At 72.4% G+C, this 15,353-nt stretch carries 15 protein-coding genes; 7 read left to right on the top strand and 8 right to left on the bottom strand.

All coding sequences use genetic code 11. From position 1 onward, the window contains the following. Nucleotides 1-8: 8 nt before the first annotated feature. A complete protein-coding gene (locus tag JNB50_RS05630; RefSeq protein ID WP_208039096.1) occupies nucleotides 9-722 on the top strand; it encodes an MgtC/SapB family protein in 714 nt (237 codons plus the stop codon). Nucleotides 723-749: 27 nt separating this feature from the next. Here the strand turns inward: JNB50_RS05630 and JNB50_RS05625 are convergent, their stop codons facing one another. The 6 genes from JNB50_RS05625 to JNB50_RS05600 all read right to left on the bottom strand — a co-directional run bounded on the left by JNB50_RS05625 (nucleotide 750) and on the right by JNB50_RS05600 (nucleotide 7,851). Then, nucleotides 750-2,096 (bottom strand): Calx-beta domain-containing protein, encoded by a 1,347-nt coding sequence (locus JNB50_RS05625; protein ID WP_208039095.1) that lies wholly within the window; start codon nucleotides 2,094-2,096, stop codon nucleotides 750-752. Nucleotides 2,097-2,256: 160 nt separating this feature from the next. Then, nucleotides 2,257-3,378, bottom strand: coding sequence for a phosphoribosylformylglycinamidine cyclo-ligase (gene purM, locus JNB50_RS05620; protein ID WP_208039094.1), 1,122 nt, complete (start codon nucleotides 3,376-3,378; stop codon nucleotides 2,257-2,259). Nucleotides 3,379-3,404: 26 nt separating this feature from the next. Continuing rightward, nucleotides 3,405-5,186, bottom strand: coding sequence for a putative Ig domain-containing protein (locus JNB50_RS05615; RefSeq protein WP_208039093.1), 1,782 nt, complete (start codon nucleotides 5,184-5,186; stop codon nucleotides 3,405-3,407). Nucleotides 5,187-5,295: 109 nt separating this feature from the next. Further along, nucleotides 5,296-6,882: an amidophosphoribosyltransferase gene (gene purF / locus JNB50_RS05610; RefSeq protein ID WP_208039092.1), complete on the bottom strand. Its 1,587-nt coding sequence runs from the start codon at nucleotides 6,880-6,882 to the stop codon at nucleotides 5,296-5,298. Nucleotides 6,883-6,915: 33 nt separating this feature from the next. Then, nucleotides 6,916-7,431 (bottom strand): MFS transporter, encoded by a 516-nt coding sequence (locus JNB50_RS24945; protein WP_243767963.1) that lies wholly within the window; start codon nucleotides 7,429-7,431, stop codon nucleotides 6,916-6,918. A gap of 63 nt (nucleotides 7,432-7,494) precedes the next feature. Continuing rightward, the gene (locus JNB50_RS05600; RefSeq protein WP_208039091.1) at nucleotides 7,495-7,851 is read right to left on the bottom strand and encodes a sterol carrier family protein; all 357 of its coding nucleotides are present in this window, start codon (nucleotides 7,849-7,851) and stop codon (nucleotides 7,495-7,497) included. A 59-nt stretch (nucleotides 7,852-7,910) separates the two neighbouring features. Between JNB50_RS05600 and purD the strand changes: the two genes are divergently transcribed. After that, the gene (gene purD / locus JNB50_RS05595; protein ID WP_208039090.1) at nucleotides 7,911-9,173 is read left to right on the top strand and encodes a phosphoribosylamine--glycine ligase; all 1,263 of its coding nucleotides are present in this window, start codon (nucleotides 7,911-7,913) and stop codon (nucleotides 9,171-9,173) included. Nucleotides 9,174-9,427: 254 nt separating this feature from the next. Here the strand turns inward: purD and JNB50_RS05590 are convergent, their stop codons facing one another. Then, entirely contained in the window at nucleotides 9,428-10,678 is a 1,251-nt protein-coding gene (locus JNB50_RS05590) for an FAD-binding protein (RefSeq protein WP_208039089.1), read from the bottom strand. Nucleotides 10,679-10,856: 178 nt separating this feature from the next. Here JNB50_RS05590 and JNB50_RS05585 point away from each other — a divergent pair, with 178 nt between their 5' ends. Beyond that, entirely contained in the window at nucleotides 10,857-11,330 is a 474-nt protein-coding gene (locus JNB50_RS05585; protein WP_208039088.1) for a DUF6325 family protein, read from the top strand. Nucleotides 11,331-11,355: 25 nt separating this feature from the next. Further along, nucleotides 11,356-11,697, top strand: a complete 342-nt coding sequence (locus JNB50_RS05580) for an SHOCT domain-containing protein (RefSeq protein ID WP_208039087.1) — start codon at nucleotides 11,356-11,358, stop codon at nucleotides 11,695-11,697. Nucleotides 11,698-12,236: 539 nt separating this feature from the next. On the opposite strand, the gene JNB50_RS05575 is transcribed toward JNB50_RS05580, so the two are convergent. Further along, nucleotides 12,237-12,749, bottom strand: a complete 513-nt coding sequence (locus JNB50_RS05575) for a MarR family transcriptional regulator (protein ID WP_307794609.1) — start codon at nucleotides 12,747-12,749, stop codon at nucleotides 12,237-12,239. A gap of 53 nt (nucleotides 12,750-12,802) precedes the next feature. Between JNB50_RS05575 and JNB50_RS05570 the strand changes: the two genes are divergently transcribed. The 3 genes from JNB50_RS05570 to JNB50_RS05560 all read left to right on the top strand — a co-directional run bounded on the left by JNB50_RS05570 (nucleotide 12,803) and on the right by JNB50_RS05560 (nucleotide 15,284). Beyond that, complete coding sequence (locus JNB50_RS05570; RefSeq protein ID WP_208039086.1) at nucleotides 12,803-13,528, top strand: hypothetical protein; 726 nt, start codon at nucleotides 12,803-12,805, stop codon at nucleotides 13,526-13,528. Then, the gene (locus tag JNB50_RS05565; protein WP_208039085.1) at nucleotides 13,525-14,283 is read left to right on the top strand and encodes an SDR family NAD(P)-dependent oxidoreductase; all 759 of its coding nucleotides are present in this window, start codon (nucleotides 13,525-13,527) and stop codon (nucleotides 14,281-14,283) included. Before JNB50_RS05570 ends, JNB50_RS05565 begins: the two co-directional genes overlap by 4 nt. Before the next feature lie 98 nt (nucleotides 14,284-14,381). After that, nucleotides 14,382-15,284: a phosphoribosylaminoimidazolesuccinocarboxamide synthase gene (locus tag JNB50_RS05560; RefSeq protein WP_208039084.1), complete on the top strand. Its 903-nt coding sequence runs from the start codon at nucleotides 14,382-14,384 to the stop codon at nucleotides 15,282-15,284. Nucleotides 15,285-15,353: the final 69 nt, after the last annotated feature.

Genomic DNA, 15,353 nt, shown 5'->3' with positions numbered 1-15,353 from the left:
AGAGAACCGTGACCATCACCTACGACATCGCACTCCGGGTGCTGCTCGCCGTCGGCTGCGGAGCCCTGATCGGGCTGGAACGCCAGTGGCGGTCGCGCACCGCCGGTGTCCGCACCAACGCGCTCGTGAGCCTCGGGGCCGCGCTGTTCGTGGTGATGGGCGCGTTCAGTTTCCACGGTCCCGGCGCCGACCCCACCCGGGTGGCCGCCCAGGTCGTCTCGGGCATCGGCTTCCTGGGCGCCGGCGTCATCATGAAGCAGGGCGCATCGGTCTCCGGGCTGAACACCGCGGCCACCCTGTGGGCGTCCGCGGCGGTCGGCGCGCTCGCCGGCGGCGGCCTCTACGCGGTCGCCGCCGGCGGGACGCTCGTCGTCATGCTGGCGAACACGCTCCTCCGCCCGCTCGGCCGGCTTCTCGACCGGAGGACCGGCAGCGCGGGCAAGGAGACCCCGGAGGCCGACTACACGTTCGAAGTCCGCTGCCGCGTTCAGGCCGAGGCGGAGGTGCGCGCGCTGGTCTTCGACGCCGTGCACCGGCCGGGCTTCACGGTCCGTTCGATCACGGCGACGGACGAGCCGGACTCGGCCGTGCTCATCACTGCCGTGGTGCACAGCCCGGAACGCGACGACCAGGCGATCGAGGAGGCCCTCGCCGCTGTCGTGCTCGCCGACGCGGTCACCGCGGTGCGGTGGACGGCGGCCGAGCTGAGCGTCGTGGACTGAGCCGGCGGCGGGGATCAGGCGGAACGGTCAGGAGAAGGCGTCGCGCGAGCGGACCGCACGCACCAGACCGATGACGCCGGCGATCCCTCCGGCGGTGACGAGCAGCGCGCCGAGCATCAGCAGGATGTCCTGGCCGAGCGCCCCGGCCGGCACGGCCGTGGGGGTGGTCGGGTCGCCCTCCGGCAGAGCGGAAGACGGTCCGGCAGCGCTGCCTCCGCTCGTCGCGGTTCCGACGGTCGCGGTGGCGGGCACGGCCGAAACGGCGGGGAGCGACACCGTCGCGACCCCCGCGGCGATCGGGACGGACGCACTGGTCAGCACGACGAAGAACCGTGAGGCGGGTGCTCCGGCCCCCCGCGCGAGGAGCGGGACGGTCGCGGTGGCGCTGGACTGACCGTCGGCGAAGGTGACGGTTCCCGTGGTCGCGCGGTAGTCCGTCCCGGCCGTGGCCGTGCCGTCGCTCGTCGCGAACACGGCGGTCGCCGGACCGACCGGGTTGGGTCGGGTGACCGTCACCAGGACGCTCCGGCTTCCGGCGACGACGCTGTCCGCGGCGATCGTGAGCGGGCCGGAGGCGGGCGCGACCGTCAGCGCGGCGGTGGCCGTCGACGGCCGGAACGTCGCGCCGTCCGCGGGGACGAACTTCGCGGTCACTGTGTGGTCGCCGACCGCCGGGGCAGGGAGGTCGACGCGCGCGACGCCGCCCGTCGCGACCGGGACGACGGTCGGTGCGGCTCCGTCGACCGAGAACTCGACGGATCCGGCCTCCGGCGGCCCGAGCAGGAAGCGCGAGACGACGGCCGTGATGCCAGCGCGGCCGCCATCGGCGACGGTGGCGGGAGCGCTCAGGGTCACCGCGGTGGCGTCGGTGCAGGAGGCGATCGAGGCGTCGATGGTGGCCTTCACGCCGTCGAGGGTCCAAGTGACGACCGGCTCCACGGCCGCGTCGAGCGTGAGCAGCCACACCCCGTGGTGCTCACCGGGGAGGAAGGTCGAGGGCTGCCCGCGGTCGGCCGCTCCCGGCGCGATGTCGTTGCCGCCCGCGCCGGCCGGAACCTGCACGGCTGCCGCAGCGGACGACCGATAGCCGAGGACGACCGTGCGCGAGGTGACGGAGCCGAGCGGTGCGTCCTGGATGCAGTCGACGATGGGGGCGAGCGACGGAACGGGCGCGGGGCTGGGAGCGGGTGCGGGCATGGTGGGCGGCGCTGGTGATGCCGACGCCGGGCCTGCGAGCGCGCCGATCGCCGGGGTAGCGGCGCGCGCGGGCGTCGCCGACGCCGGCCCGCCTAGCCCGCCGAGCACCGCCGCTGTGGCGGATACGAGAATCCCGAGCGCGCATGCCAAACGAATGCTGGCATGCGGAGGGGTCACGCGGCCACTCTAGCGGCCGGCCGGCCCCGTTCGCGCCTCCACGAAGGGGTCACGCCCTCCGGTCAGCGCCGAAGGGCACGTTGTTGTCCCTTTCGCGCGCCGAAAGGGACAACGACGTGCCCCTCGGCGTTCCGGGGTAGCGATGTGGGCGGGGAGCCGCTCAGCTTGCGTAGGTGCCGACGAGGCGCACCGCGCCGCCGTCGACGCCTTTGGCGCCCTGCTCGAAGCCGGCGAGGTCGCGGGCCGCCGTGGAGACCGTGCCGACCGGCCAGGTCGGGATGCCGTCCGCCGTGATCGCCGACGCGACCGCGGACGCCGCCTCCGGAGCGACGACGGCGAACATGCCGATGCCGAGGTTCCAGGTGCCCTCCGACGACTCCAGAGTGCTGCCGGCGAGGTCGCTCAGCACCCGGAAGACGGAGGTCGGCGACCACGTCGAGCGGTCGACCTCCACCCACGAGCCGACCGGGAGCACCCGGGCCAGGTTCGCCGCGATCCCGCCGCCCGTCACGTGGCTGAGGGAATGCACCGCACCGCTCAGCGAGGGCTCGTCGAGCACCCGCAGCAGCGGGGACGTGTACAGGCGGGTGGGCTCGAGCAGTGCCTCCCCCACGACGCCGCCGAAGTCGTCCGAGCGGTCGTCGAAGCCGATGCCGCGCTGAGCGAGGATGTGCCGCACGAGCGAGAACCCGTTCGAGTGCAGGCCGGACGACGCGAGGGCCAGCACCACGTCGCCGTCGCGCACGCGGTCGGCCCCGAGCAGCCGGTCGGCCTCCACCGCACCGACGGCCGCGCCGGCCACGTCGTAGTCGTCCGGGCCGAGCAGGCCGGGGTGCTCGGCGGTCTCGCCGCCGACCAAGGCCGTGCCCGTCGCCTCGCAGGCGCGCGCGATGCCCGCGACGATCGCCGCGATGCGCTCGGGGACGACCTTGCCGCACGCGATGTAGTCCGTCATGAACAGCGGGCGCGCCCCCACGACGACGATGTCGTCGACGACCATGCCGACCAGGTCTTGGCCGATCGTGTCGTGCTTGTCGAGGGCCTGTGCGATCGCGACCTTGGTGCCGACGCCGTCGGTGGACGTCGCCAGCAGCGGTCGACGGAAGTCTTTCAGCGCCGACACATCGAACATCCCGGCGAACCCGCCGACACCGCCCAACACCTGCGGCCCCTGCGTGCGCGCGACCGCCGCCTTCATCAGCTCGACCGCGCGGTCGCCCGCTGCGGTGTCGACACCGGCGGCGGCGTAGGAGGAGGACGAGGATGCGGTGGGGTCGGTCACTGCTCCATGGTATCGGGCGTGCCGCGTCAGGGTCGTGCCGCGCGACGCCTCCGCAGTACGAGCGTCACCGCACCGGCGAGCACCAGCAGCGCGGCGAACGAGGTCGCGGCGGTCAGGTCGCTGCCGGTCGACGCGAGCGCGGTCGAAGCGACCGCCGCCGTCACGGTCACGGACGCGGTGGCGATCACCGTCGATCCGGAGACGAGCTGCACCGTGTGCACGCCGGCGGGCACCGAGGACGGCACGGTCGCAGTGAACGACAGCGCTCCTCCGGCGCCGACCGTGGCCGTTCCGAGCACGACGGGGTCGGAGTGGAGGACGACCGTATACGTCCCCGGCTGCAGGCCCGCACCCGTCACCGTGATGGTGCCGCCGGGCGTCGCGGTCGGCGTGACGGCGATGGTCGCGCTGTAGACGTGGAGGACGAACGCTGCGCTCGTCGCCGTGGTGGCAGGTGAGCTGGAGTCGGTCGCAGCGACACGGAAGGACGTGTCGCTGGCGGCGGACGGCGTGCCTGTGATCGCACCCGTTGCGGCGTCGAGCGTCAAGCCGGCGGGCAGCGCGCCCACAACCGCGTAGGTGTACGGGACCGTCCCGCCCGTCACTGCGACGGAGGCCGAGTACGGCTGGCCTGCCACGCCGGTCGGAACGGAGGCGGGGAACGTGAGGGTCGGCGGCGCGACAGTCACCGTCACGACCGCCGACGGAGTCGTCCCGCCCGGCCCCGTCGCGGTGTACGTGAAGCTGTCGGTTCCCGAGAAGCCGGTGGCCGGCGTGTAGGTGACCGTCGTGCCCGAGACCGAGGCCGTCCCGAACCCCGGGGCGATGATCACAGAGGCCGAAGTGGCGTAGGTCACGGGGAGCGGAATGCTCACCGCCGTTCCGAAGGCCGTGGAGGAGTCGACGGAGGCTGCCGTCGCGGTCGGGACGAGGTACTCCACGGTGAGGGAACCCGAGCCGGTGCTCGCGGCCGCGGCCGTCGCCGTCACACCCGCGATCGCGGCGAGGTAGCCGGAGCCGCCTCCGCCCGCACCTTCGTCGATGACAGTGAAGGAATTCATATCGGCGGTGCCACCGGCGCCTCCGGTGTACCCGGAGCCGCCGCCTCCGCCCGTGTGCGCGCCCCAGCCGCCGGCGGCGAGCGAGACGACACCCCCTGCGACGACCGGCGGACCGTCGGCGCCGGGTTGCCCTTCATAGACCCCGCTGGCGGCGTAGGCAGCCCCCGGGTCGACAGTTCCGCCGACCGCGGTTCCCCCGCCGCCGGGAGCGCGGGATCCGGCGAACGCGGGAACGCCGGGCGCGCCGTCGCCGACGGCGCCGGGTGTGATCGACGATCCACCGGCGCCTCCGCTGACCTCAGTGCCGTCGGTGACATCGGCTGCTCCGCCTCCGCCGCCGACGACGGCGATGAGCGAAGTCGACGTCGCCAGCGCCGTCCCGCCGCCGCCCTGATGGTTGAGCAACCCGGTGCGCGCAGGTGAGCCGTTCCCCATGCCTCCCACGACGTACAAGAGTGTCTGCCCGTCGAAGCTGTCGGGAAGCGAGAGGGAGACTGCACCGCCTGCGCCACCCGGGGCGAAGCTGCCGCTCTGGCCCGCGCCGGCGGCGAGCCTCACCGTGATCCCCGTTGCGAACGGGGGAATCTCGATCGAACCCGTTCCGACGGCCGTGATCGTCTTCGTGACCGCCGTCATCCCCGCGGGCAATGCCGTTGCCGGGCTCGCCGAGGCGAAGGCCCCGACGGCGACGGCGGTAGCGACGGCAGCCGTGACAGCACTGGAACGGAGCAGGGTACGAGCGGGCATTCCGGCGCCTTCCCGATCGGGCGGCGTGCCGCGATCGGAGAAATGCTATCGGGCGCGAGGAGGGGAGATCCGGCGGATCCCCCGCTGGATCACCCCAGTTCGGGGGTTGCTACTCCTGCCGCCCCGGATCCCCGAAGCTCAGCAGGCGCTCGTACTCCGAATCCGGCCCGGGCTCGCAGCCGTCGCTGGTCGCGCTCGCGCCGTCGTCGGTCGCGGCGATCGTCTCGGCCGCGGCCTCCGGGCGCTCCAAGAGGTTCTTGCCCAGGTGGTGGGCGTCCGGGAGCTCGATCGGGTACACGCCGGTGAAGCACGCCGTGCAGAGCCGCTCGCGCGGCTGCTCGGTCGCGGCGATCATGCCGTCCTCCGACAGGTAGCCGAGCGAGTCGGCGCCGATCGACTGGCGCACTTCGTCGACCCCCAGGCCGGTCGCGATCAGCTCGGCGCGGGAGGCGAAGTCGATCCCGTAGAAGCACGGCCAGGTGATCGGCGGGCTGGAGATGCGCACGTGCACCTCGGCCGCGCCGGCCTCCCGCAGCATCGACACCAGCGCGCGCTGCGTGTTGCCGCGCACGATCGAGTCGTCGACCACCACGAGGCGCTTGCCCTTGATGACCTCCTTGAGCGGGTTCAGCTTGAGCTTGATACCGCGCTGGCGGATGGTCTGCGACGGCTGGATGAACGTGCGGCCGACGTAGGAGTTTTTGACCAGGCCCTGACCGAACGGGATGCCGGACGCCTGCGCGTAGCCGATCGCCGCGGGGGTGCCGGACTCGGGCGTCGGGATGACGAGGTCGGCCTCCACCTCGTGCTCGCGGGCGAGCTGGCGGCCCATCTCGACGCGCGCCTCGTAGACGCCTCGGCCGGCGATGGTGGTGTCGGGGCGGGCGAGGTAGACGTACTCGAACACGCAGCCCGCGCGCTTCTCTGCGGCGAACCGCTGGGTGCGCAGACCGTTCTCGTCGATGACGATCAGCTCGCCCGGCTCGACCTCGCGAACGAAGCTCGCACCGACGATGTCGAGGGCCGCGGTCTCGGACGCGACCACCCAGCCGCGCTCGAGGCGGCCGAGCACCAGCGGGCGAACTCCCTGCGGGTCGCGGGCCGCGTACAGGGTGTTCTCGTCCATGAAGACCAGGCAGAAGGCGCCGCGCAGACGGGGCAGCACCTCCAGGGCGGTGGCCTCGAGCGTGTGGTCGAGGTCGCCGGTGAGCAGTGCGGTGACGACGGCGGTGTCTGTCGTGTTGCCGCGGCTCAGCTCGCCGTCGAGCTGCGGGTAGCGGTCGTGCACGAGCTGCATGAGCTCCGCGGTGTTGGTCAGGTTGCCGTTGTGGCCGAGGGCGACGGTGCCGCTGGAGGTGCGGCCCAGCGTGGGCTGCGCGTTCTGCCAGCTGGAGGCGCCGGTGGTGGAGTAGCGCGTGTGGCCGACGGCGATGTGGCCGGTCAGCGAGTTGAGCGCGTTCTCGTTGAAGACCTGGGAGACCAGTCCCATGTCTTTGTAGATGAGGATCTTGCTGCCGTCGCTGGTCGCGATGCCCGCGGACTCCTGGCCGCGGTGCTGCAGCGCATAGAGACCGAAGTAGCTGAGCTTGGCGACCTCCTCGCCAGGAGCCCAGACGCCGAAGACGCCGCAGGCGTCTTGCGGGCCCTTCTCCCCTGGCAGAAGATCATGACTCAGACGACCGTCGCCTCCGGCCACAGCGGACCCCTTTCTCGAGGTGTGTCGGGATGTTCAGCTGTCGACGGACGGGCGCTGATCGCTCGGCCGCGGGTCGCCCGGCTCGGATCCACTCGGGGAGTCGGTCTCGGAGTCGGGCAGGCGCACGTCGATTCTATCCGCCTGGACCGTGCGCGCACGGCGGGTCGCCGCCCGGTCGATCAGGAGGGCGACCAGTGCGCCCAGGGCGACGCCGACGGTGGCGCAGATCGCGAGCAGGAACCCGAAGACGGCACCGCGGTCGTAGGTGGGGTTCTCAGGGAACGCGTACGTCAGGATGAGCGCGACCACGGCGAAGACGACGGCGCCGGTGATCATGAACCGGAAGTACCGCGGGGAGCGCTGGACGCGCACGGCGGCCTCGGTGACGGTGGCCTGCTGCTCGGCGAGGTCCTCGGCCTGCTCCGGGGCGGGTTGCTCGGTCGGCTGGGTCGGCTGGGCGGCCTCCTGCCCGGTCTCAGCAGGCTGGTGCACCTCGAGCCGCGGCTCCTCCTCGGGCTGCGGCTCGGGTTGCGGGTGGGACTCGCTCATGACCCCCATTCTCTCGCACCGTGCCTGAGCGCTCGCCCACACGGCAGGCGGTCGCGGGCGGTCTCAATAGCGGAGCGGGAGCAGCCCCTCCAGGGATGCGCGCTGGCCCGACGCGTGCACGGATCCGCTGGCCAGAGCGTCGCCCCAGGCGAGACGGCCGGAGGCCAGGGCGAGCCAGGTCGCGGCGTCGGTCTCGATCACGTTCGGCGGAGTGCCGCGCGTGTGCCTCGGCCCCGGGATGCACTGCACGGCCCCGAACGGCGGCACGCGGACCTCCACCGTGTTGCCCGGCGCCCGCTCCGCCAGCAGCTGCAGGAGGTACCGCACGGCCATCGCCGTCGTGTTGCGATCGGCGTCGTCGCCCAGCGCGGCGCGCACCGCTGCGCCACCCTCCTCCACAGAAATCTTCGCTCTGGCCATATCCCCATCTTTCCACCGCGGTTCCGCAGGGCTTGGCGGTGCCCTCTAGCATTGGTCGCGTGAAGATTCTGGTCCTCGGTTCCGGTGCCCGCGAGCACGCCATCATCACCGCGCTCCTGGCCGAGGAGGCGGAGCACCTGATCGTCGCGGCGCCTGGCAATGCCGGCATCGCCGCAGACGTCGCCGTCGAGTCCGGGCTCGACCCGCTCGATGGCGCAGCGGTCGCCGAGTACGTGATCGAGAACGGCATCGAGCTCGTCGTGATCGGCCCGGAGGCCCCGCTCGTCGCCGGGGTCGCCGACCCGCTGCGCACGCGCGGCATCGCGGTGTTCGGGCCCGGCCGCGCGGCGGCGCAGCTCGAAGGGTCCAAGACGTTCGCGAAGCGGATCATGGAGGAGGCCGGCGTCCCGACCGGCCGGGCCTCGCGCGCACGAACCCTCGCGGAAGCCGAGCGCGCGCTCGACGAGTTCGGGGCGCCGTACGTCGTGAAGGCCGACGGCCTGGCGGCGGGCAAGGGCGTCATCGTCACCTCCGACCGCGCCGCCGCCGTCGAGCACGCCCGCCACTACCTCGCCCAAGGCGGGGTGCTGGTCGAGGAGTTCCTCGACGGGCAGGAGGTCTCGCTGTTCCTCGTGAGCGACGGGCACACGGTCCTCCCGCTGAGCCCGGCGCAGGACTACAAGCGCCTCCTCGACGGCGATGCCGGTCCGAACACCGGAGGCATGGGCGCATACTCCCCGCTCCCCTGGCTGCCGGAGACCTTCGTCGACGAGGTCATCGACACGATCGCCCTGCCCACCGTCCGCCAGCTCGCCGCCGAGCAGACGCCGTTCATCGGCCTGCTCTACTGCGGCCTGATCGTGACGGACAAGGGCATCAGGGTCATCGAGTTCAACGCCCGCTTCGGCGACCCGGAGACGCAGGTCGTTCTGCCGCGCCTGGTCACCCCGCTGTCCACGCTGCTGTACGCCGCGGCGACGGGTGAGCTGGGCGGCATGCCGCGCCCCGAGTTCGCCCTCGACACGGCCGTCACCGTCGTCCTCGCCAGCGAGGGTTATCCGGAGGCGCCGCAGACCGGGCGCCCGATCACCGGACTCGACGAGGCGGCACAGGTTCCCGAGGTCACGATCGCCCACGCGGCGACAGCCGTCGACCCGCAGACCGGCGCCCTGCTCGCGACCGGAGGGCGGGTGCTCTCCGTCGTCGCCCGCGGCACCACCTTCGACGAGGCGCGCGAGCGCGCCTACGACGCGATCGCCCGCATCGACCTCCCCGGCGCCCAGTACCGCACCGACATCGCCGCCCGCGTCTCGCGCGGCTGAGCGCGGGAGCGCGGCCGCGCGCGGTGGCGCGCCCGCGAAGCGGGGAAAGTGAGGCGAAGACCGCCGAGACGGCGGATAGTGCGCCGCATCGCGACGGCTAGGCAGCAGCATGGCCGTGCCGTCCGCGGGCCGCGCTTGCACGCCGGCGCGCGGCCGCGCATGCCCGGCGGCGTCCAGGCAGCGACGCGGCGCACAGTAGGCGAAAGCCACCGAGATGGCGGAGACTGCGCCGCCTCGCGCCGGCCTGCGCGCCGCTAGCCGAGCAGGCGCTCGAGGAACGGGTTGCGGAAGACCCCGGTCGGGTCGAGGCGGTCGGCGAGGGCGCGGAACGCGTCGAGCTTCGGGTACAGGCCGGGGACGACCCCGTCTGCGTCGAGGTAGAGCTTGCCCCAGTGCGGGCGGGCGCCGAGCGGCAGAAGCGCGGCCTCCAACGAGGGGAGGACGGCCTCCACACCAGCCTGGTCGCGCAGCCACGTGAAGTGGAGGCCCACCGCGTCGGCGCCGTACGCGCTCGACAACCAGAGGTCGTCGGCGGCAACCGTGCGGATCTCGCTGATCAGCAGCAGCGGCGCGATCAGCGGGGCGAGCTCGCGCACCGCCCGGATCGCCTCGACGGCGCGGGCGCGCGGCACGAGGTACTCCGACTGGATCTCCTCGCCGTTGGAGGGCGTGAACTCGAACCGGAAGTGCGCCAGGCGCTCGCTCCACGGGCCGACGACGCCCAGCTGCTGCGTGGTGTTGCGGACGTCCATGGTCGGGATCATGTGACGCGCCTCGGTGAGGGAGCGGGCGCCGAAAAAGTCGTCGCCGATCGCGGTGACCGCTCCATCGAGCTCCTTCAGCCAGGCGAGCGAGACGGCGTCCTCGTCCCACGTCGTGAACAGCGAGACGCTGTAGGCGGCCGACGTGACCTCGTCGAAGCGGTCGAGCACGGCCGCCCACGGCACCCCGCCGAACAGCCGCTGACGCACGCGGAACGTCGGGCGGATGTCGAGGGCGACCTCCGTCACCACACCGAGGGCGCCGAGAGAGACGACGGCACCGGCGAACTCGGCATCGCCGCGGACGAGGTCGACGAGCTCCCCGGACGCGGTGAGGATGCGCAGGCCCGCCACTGCCGTGGACAGGTTGCCGTTGCGGTCCCCCGATCCGTGGGTGGCGGTGGCGATCGCGCCGGCCACCGAGATGTGCGGCAGCGAGGCCAGGTTGTGCAGCGCCCACCCTGCGGCCTGGAGGTCGCGGGCCAGGTCGCCGTAGCGCACGCCTCCTCCGACGCTGACCGTGCGCGCGTCGGCGTCGATGCGGATACCGGACGGGAGGGCTGAGGTGCTCACGAGCACCCCGTCGGCGACGGTGTCTGCGAGGTCGTTGAAGGAGTGCCTGCTGCCGAGCGCCCGAACCTTCGGCGCGGTGGTGACGATCGCGCGCAGTTCGTCGAGGTTCGTCGGCTGCTCGATTCGTTGCGCCCGGTACTCGTGGTTCCCCGCCCAGTTCTTCTCGCCCATTCCGGGTCCTCCTCGCCTCGGCCCGACCGTCCACGGCCGTCTCGTGCGTCTCAGTCTAGGGATGTGAACGTGCACATTTCGGCTGGCGGACGGGCGGAAAATCGGTCATTGCCGGGCCGAGTACGCGTGTGTATCGTCTGCCGTGAAAGCGGGACCGGCCCGCAGACGGAGGCGCGAGATGGCTGAATTCGAGTACGGTCCGGCGGAGTTCATCGTCGCCCAGTTCGACAACGACAGACCCTCGCCAGGCGTGGTCCAGGCCATCCTCGACCTGGTGGAGAGCGGCACTCTGCGGCTGCTCGACCTCCTCTTCGTGACTCGTCACGAGGACGGCAGCGTCGACATCGTCGAGCTGGAGGAGATCGGCGACGAGATCGGCATGGCCGGCGTCACCCTGGAAGCGAGCGGCCTCGCCGGCAGTGAGGACGTCGACTCGATCGCCGAACTCGTCGAGCCGGGGACGACGGGCGCGATCCTCGTGATCGAGCACCTCTGGGCGAAGGACCTGGCGAGCAAGTTCTTCCAGGCCGGCGGGCTGGTCGTGCACAGCGAACGCATCCCGGCGCCGGTGGTCAACGCCGTCGTCGCCGAAGACTTCGAGGCGTTCATCGAATCGGATTCCGAGCCGGACATCCAGCCGGTCGAGAGCTAGGGGAGCAGACATGCCATTACGACGGATGGGACGACCGGGACTCATCGGCATGGCCGCGCGCACGGCGGTCGTCGCCGGGACGGCCACCGCAGTGTCCGGAAGCGTCCAACGACACCAACAGGCGAAGGCGCAAGACCAGTACGAGCAGCAGCAGTACGAGGCCCAGCAGCAGCAGATGGAGATGCAGGCGATGGCGCAGCAGGCCGCCGCGCAGCAGGCGGCGCAGCAGCAGGCGGCGATCCCCGCGGCGCCGGCAGCCCCGGCCGACGACATGATGTCGAAACTGCAACAGCTGGGGACGCTGCACGCGCAGGGCATCCTCTCGGACGACGAGTTCACGGCCGCCAAGGCGAAGCTGCTCGCCTGAGGGCTGCGGGACTGGGCGCGGGGGCTGGCGCGGGCGTCGAGTGTTCGTCAGGCCGGCGGGGTGTGTCGGCGCGGCGCTGCCGTTCGTCGGCGCGTTCTGCCGGTTCGCCGTGCGGGCCCGGCGGGACGGTGTGCGTGGCGCGACCGCGTGCGTGAGGGGGCGCACGCCGCGCCGCCGCAGGGTTGTCGTGGCCGAGGTGCGGGCTGGAGCGGCGCGGCTTGCCGGTTTGCCGTGGATTCGCGGCCGACTGACATGCGTGACGGACGCGCGCGCCGCGCCAATGCAGGGCTCTCGTGGCCGAGGTACGGGCTCGAGAGGCGCGGCTGGCCGGTTCGGCGTGCGACCGCGGCGGGCCGACACGCGAGACGGAAGCTGCACGCTGCGCCGGTGAAGGACCATCGCGACCGAACTACGGGCTCGAGCCGCTCGGCGTGCGTCAGCGCGCCTCACCGGCCACCGTCCGCCTCCCGCGCAAAGGGCGCAGCACGCCCTCGGTGCGCCGAGCACGGCGCGTATCATCGGATCGCGAATGCCGCCGGTCAGCGGCGGAAGCCCGGGTGACCGTCCGGAGTGAGGTCGGAGGCCGCGGCGAGCTTCGCGAGGAGGGCGGCGAGGGTCTGCTGTTCGTCGGGAGCGAGCGGCGACAGGACGTCGCGCTGGTGGGCTTGGGCGACCTCCCGCAGCTGCGCGAGCATCCGTTCGCCGCCCGGAGCGAGCGTGAGGACGTTGTTGCGTCTGTCCCCTTCGCTGCGTTCGCGCAGCACGTAGCCCTTGGTCTCGAGCTCGTCGACGAGGGCGACGAGACGGCTGGGCACCGTGCCGAGCAGCTCGGCGAGTTCGCGTTGGCTGAGGCCCTGGCGGCGGCCGAGTACACGGATGGCCCCGGCCTCCCGCGGCGTCAGGCCGAGCGCGGCGATCCGGTCGGCGAAGCGGTCGGCGGCGTCGGCTCCGACCTGCGCGAGCAGGAATGCCGTCCGCGGCGGCGCCCCGCGCTGCGCTGACGCCGCGGGGACGGCGCCGTCGGCGGGTTCGGTCAGTGGGACGTTCGTCACAGATCCAGAATAGCGCTTGCGCGTAATGATTACAGAGTGTAATGATTACCGACATGAACGATATCCGACCGATCTCTCGTCGTCGCGGCTCCGGCGGGCCTCCGCTCGGTGTTCTCGCGATCGTGCACGCGGGGCTGTTCCTGCTCGCCTTGCTCGTCGGCCTGCTGCTCTCGGGCGCCGACGCCTTCCTCTCCCCGTTCGCCGGCGCGGGCGCCGTCGCGGCGCACGCGCACTCCGACTGGGCCGCCATCCGCATCGGCGCGATGCTGCAGTTCGGCTCGGCGGTCCCCCTCGGCATCTACGGAGCAACCGCATTCGCGCGGCTGCAGCGGCTGGGCGTGCGCGTTCCCGGCCCCGCGATCGGATTCGCCGGCGGCCTCACCGCGTCCATCATGCTGATGGTGTCGGCGCTGGGCAGCTATCTGCTCAGCCGCCCCGAACTCACCGCCGACCCGCAGCTGGCACTGGCCTTCTCGTTCCTCGCCTTCGCGGCGGGCGGCGTCGGCTACGTCGTCGGCTTGGGGCTGCTGATCGCCGGCATCGCCGTGCCCGGGCTCATCCTCCGGCTCTTCCCGCGCTGGCTGGCCTGGATCGGGCTGGTCGTCGCCGCCCTCGCCGAGCTCTCATTCCTGTCGCTCGCCGTTGAACCGTTGCAGGTCCTCCTGCCGATCGGGCGGTTCGTCGGGATGGCGTGGCTGATCGCCGCGGGCTTCCTGCTCCCGATGGACCGGCGAGAGGTGCGCGACGCACGCGATGCGCGGGCGGAGGTGCGATCGTGAACCGGGAATCGGCATCCAGCGCCCGCGTCGCCATCGTTCTGGGCGCCGACGGGCGGATCGGCAACGCGATCTGCCACGCGCTCGGCGCAGACGGTCTGACGATCGTTCCGTGCGCACGCGACGGCGCCGCACTGGAGGTGCTGCGCGGCGAACTCGTCGATGCCGGAGCCGACTGTCCGCAGGCGATCGCGGTCGACGCGACCGACGACGACGCACTGGCGCAGGCGATCGCTCAGGCGGCGACGCTCGGCGACCTCGCCGTCGCAGTCAACAACGTCGGCCGAGGCCACCAGCCGATCCCGCTCGCGGACATGCCGCTCGCCGAGTTCGATTCCGTCATGGCTGTCACGTTCCGCAGCGTGGCTGTCGCCGTGCGTGAGGAGGTCCGCGCGCTGCGGGCCGTGTCCGGGCCGCGTGCGATCGTCAACGTCTCCTCGACCGCGGGCGTGCGAGGCGCCCCCGGGATGGCCGCCTACACCGCGGCGAAGCACGCGATCGTCGGGCTCACCCGCACGACGGCACTGGACGAGGCGCGTGCGGGCATCCGCGTCAACGCGGTCGCCCCGGGACCGATCGAATCGGGCACGATCATGAAACAGGATGCGTCCGTGCGCGAACGCGTCGGCGGCTACGTGCCGCTGGGTCGCATGGGGACGCCGACGGAAGTCGCGGCGGCCGTGGCCTGGCTGGCCTCGCCCGCGGCCGCGTACGTCACGGGGACGGTCCTCGCGGTGGACGGCGGCCGCACGGTCTGAGGTGGTGCGCCGGGGGAGGTGGTGCGCCTGGGCGCGGTCAGGCGGAGCGCGGGCGGAGACGGTGAGCCGCGGGCGGTTGCCGCCTCTACGATGGACGGGTGAGCGAACTGGCAGGCTGGAAGCACGTGTACTCCGGGAAGGTCCGCGACCTGTATGTGCCGGAGGGCGCGGGCGGGCTTGACGACACGAGTGCAGTGCTGGTGGTGGCCTCGGACCGGGTGAGCGCGTTCGACCATGTGCTCGAGCCCGGGATCCCCGGCAAAGGCGAGCTCCTCACCACGCTGAGCCTGTGGTGGTTCGACCGTCTGCACGGCGTGCCCAACCACCTGATCGCGGATCACCAACTCGACGGTGACCGGATCGTGGAGCGGATCCCAGCGGAGGTCGCGGGGCGCGCGATGCTCGTGAAGCCTCTGGACATGTTCCCGATCGAGTGCGTCGTGCGCGGGTACCTGACCGGCAGCGGCTGGGTCGAGTACCAGCGGACGCAGAGCGTCTGCGGGGTGCCCCTCCCCGCCGGACTCACCGACGGCGACCGCCTCCCCGAGCCGATCTACACGCCCGCGTGGAAGGCCCCACTCGGGCAGCACGATGAGAACATCAGCTTCGAGCGCACCGTGGAGCTGGTCGGGCCCGAGATCGCCGAGGAGCTCCGCCGGCTCTCGCTCGAGGTCTACGCCCGCGGAGCGGCGATCGCGGAGGACCGCGGCATCATCATCGCCGACACGAAGTTCGAGTTCGGCGCCGACCGCGCGTCGGGCGAGATCACCCTCGCGGACGAGGTGCTCACCAGCGACTCCAGCCGGTACTGGGACGCGCGCGTCTTCGAGACCGCTGCCTCGCCCCGTGAGCGCATGGCGAGCTTCGACAAGCAGATCGTCCGCGACTGGCTGGCCGCCAACTGGGACAAGACCGGCACTCCGCCCGAGCTCCCGGCCGAGATCGTGGCCCGCACCGCCGACCGCTACCGCGAACTGCTTCAGCGACTGACCGGCGAGTAGCCCGTCGGCAATTCCGGAGTTCCGCCGCGGAAAGGGCCGAGATGGTCCGTGGATCCGGACGATCACGCA

Origin of the sequence: Leifsonia sp. TF02-11 (assembly GCF_017565305.1) — a bacterium.
Lineage (GTDB): Bacteria > Actinomycetota > Actinomycetes > Actinomycetales > Microbacteriaceae > Leifsonia.
This window is presented reverse-complemented; position numbering and strand designations above follow the sequence as displayed.

Excerpts from the sequence above, each read along its gene's own strand:
- JNB50_RS05570 (WP_208039086.1), top strand. The coding sequence starts at position 12,803 with ATGAACGATATCCGACCGATCTCTCGTCGTCGCGGCTCCGGCGGGCCT.
- JNB50_RS05590 (WP_208039089.1), bottom strand. The coding sequence starts at position 10,678 with ATGGGCGAGAAGAACTGGGCGGGGAACCACGAGTACCGGGCGCAACGA.
- JNB50_RS24945 (WP_243767963.1), bottom strand. The coding sequence starts at position 7,431 with ATGAGCGAGTCCCACCCGCAACCCGAGCCGCAGCCCGAGGAGGAGCCG.
- JNB50_RS05600 (WP_208039091.1), bottom strand. The coding sequence starts at position 7,851 with ATGGCCAGAGCGAAGATTTCTGTGGAGGAGGGTGGCGCAGCGGTGCGC.
- JNB50_RS05615 (WP_208039093.1), bottom strand. The coding sequence starts at position 5,186 with ATGCCCGCTCGTACCCTGCTCCGTTCCAGTGCTGTCACGGCTGCCGTC.
- JNB50_RS05580 (WP_208039087.1), top strand. The coding sequence starts at position 11,356 with ATGGGACGACCGGGACTCATCGGCATGGCCGCGCGCACGGCGGTCGTC.
- JNB50_RS05585 (WP_208039088.1), top strand. The coding sequence starts at position 10,857 with ATGGCTGAATTCGAGTACGGTCCGGCGGAGTTCATCGTCGCCCAGTTC.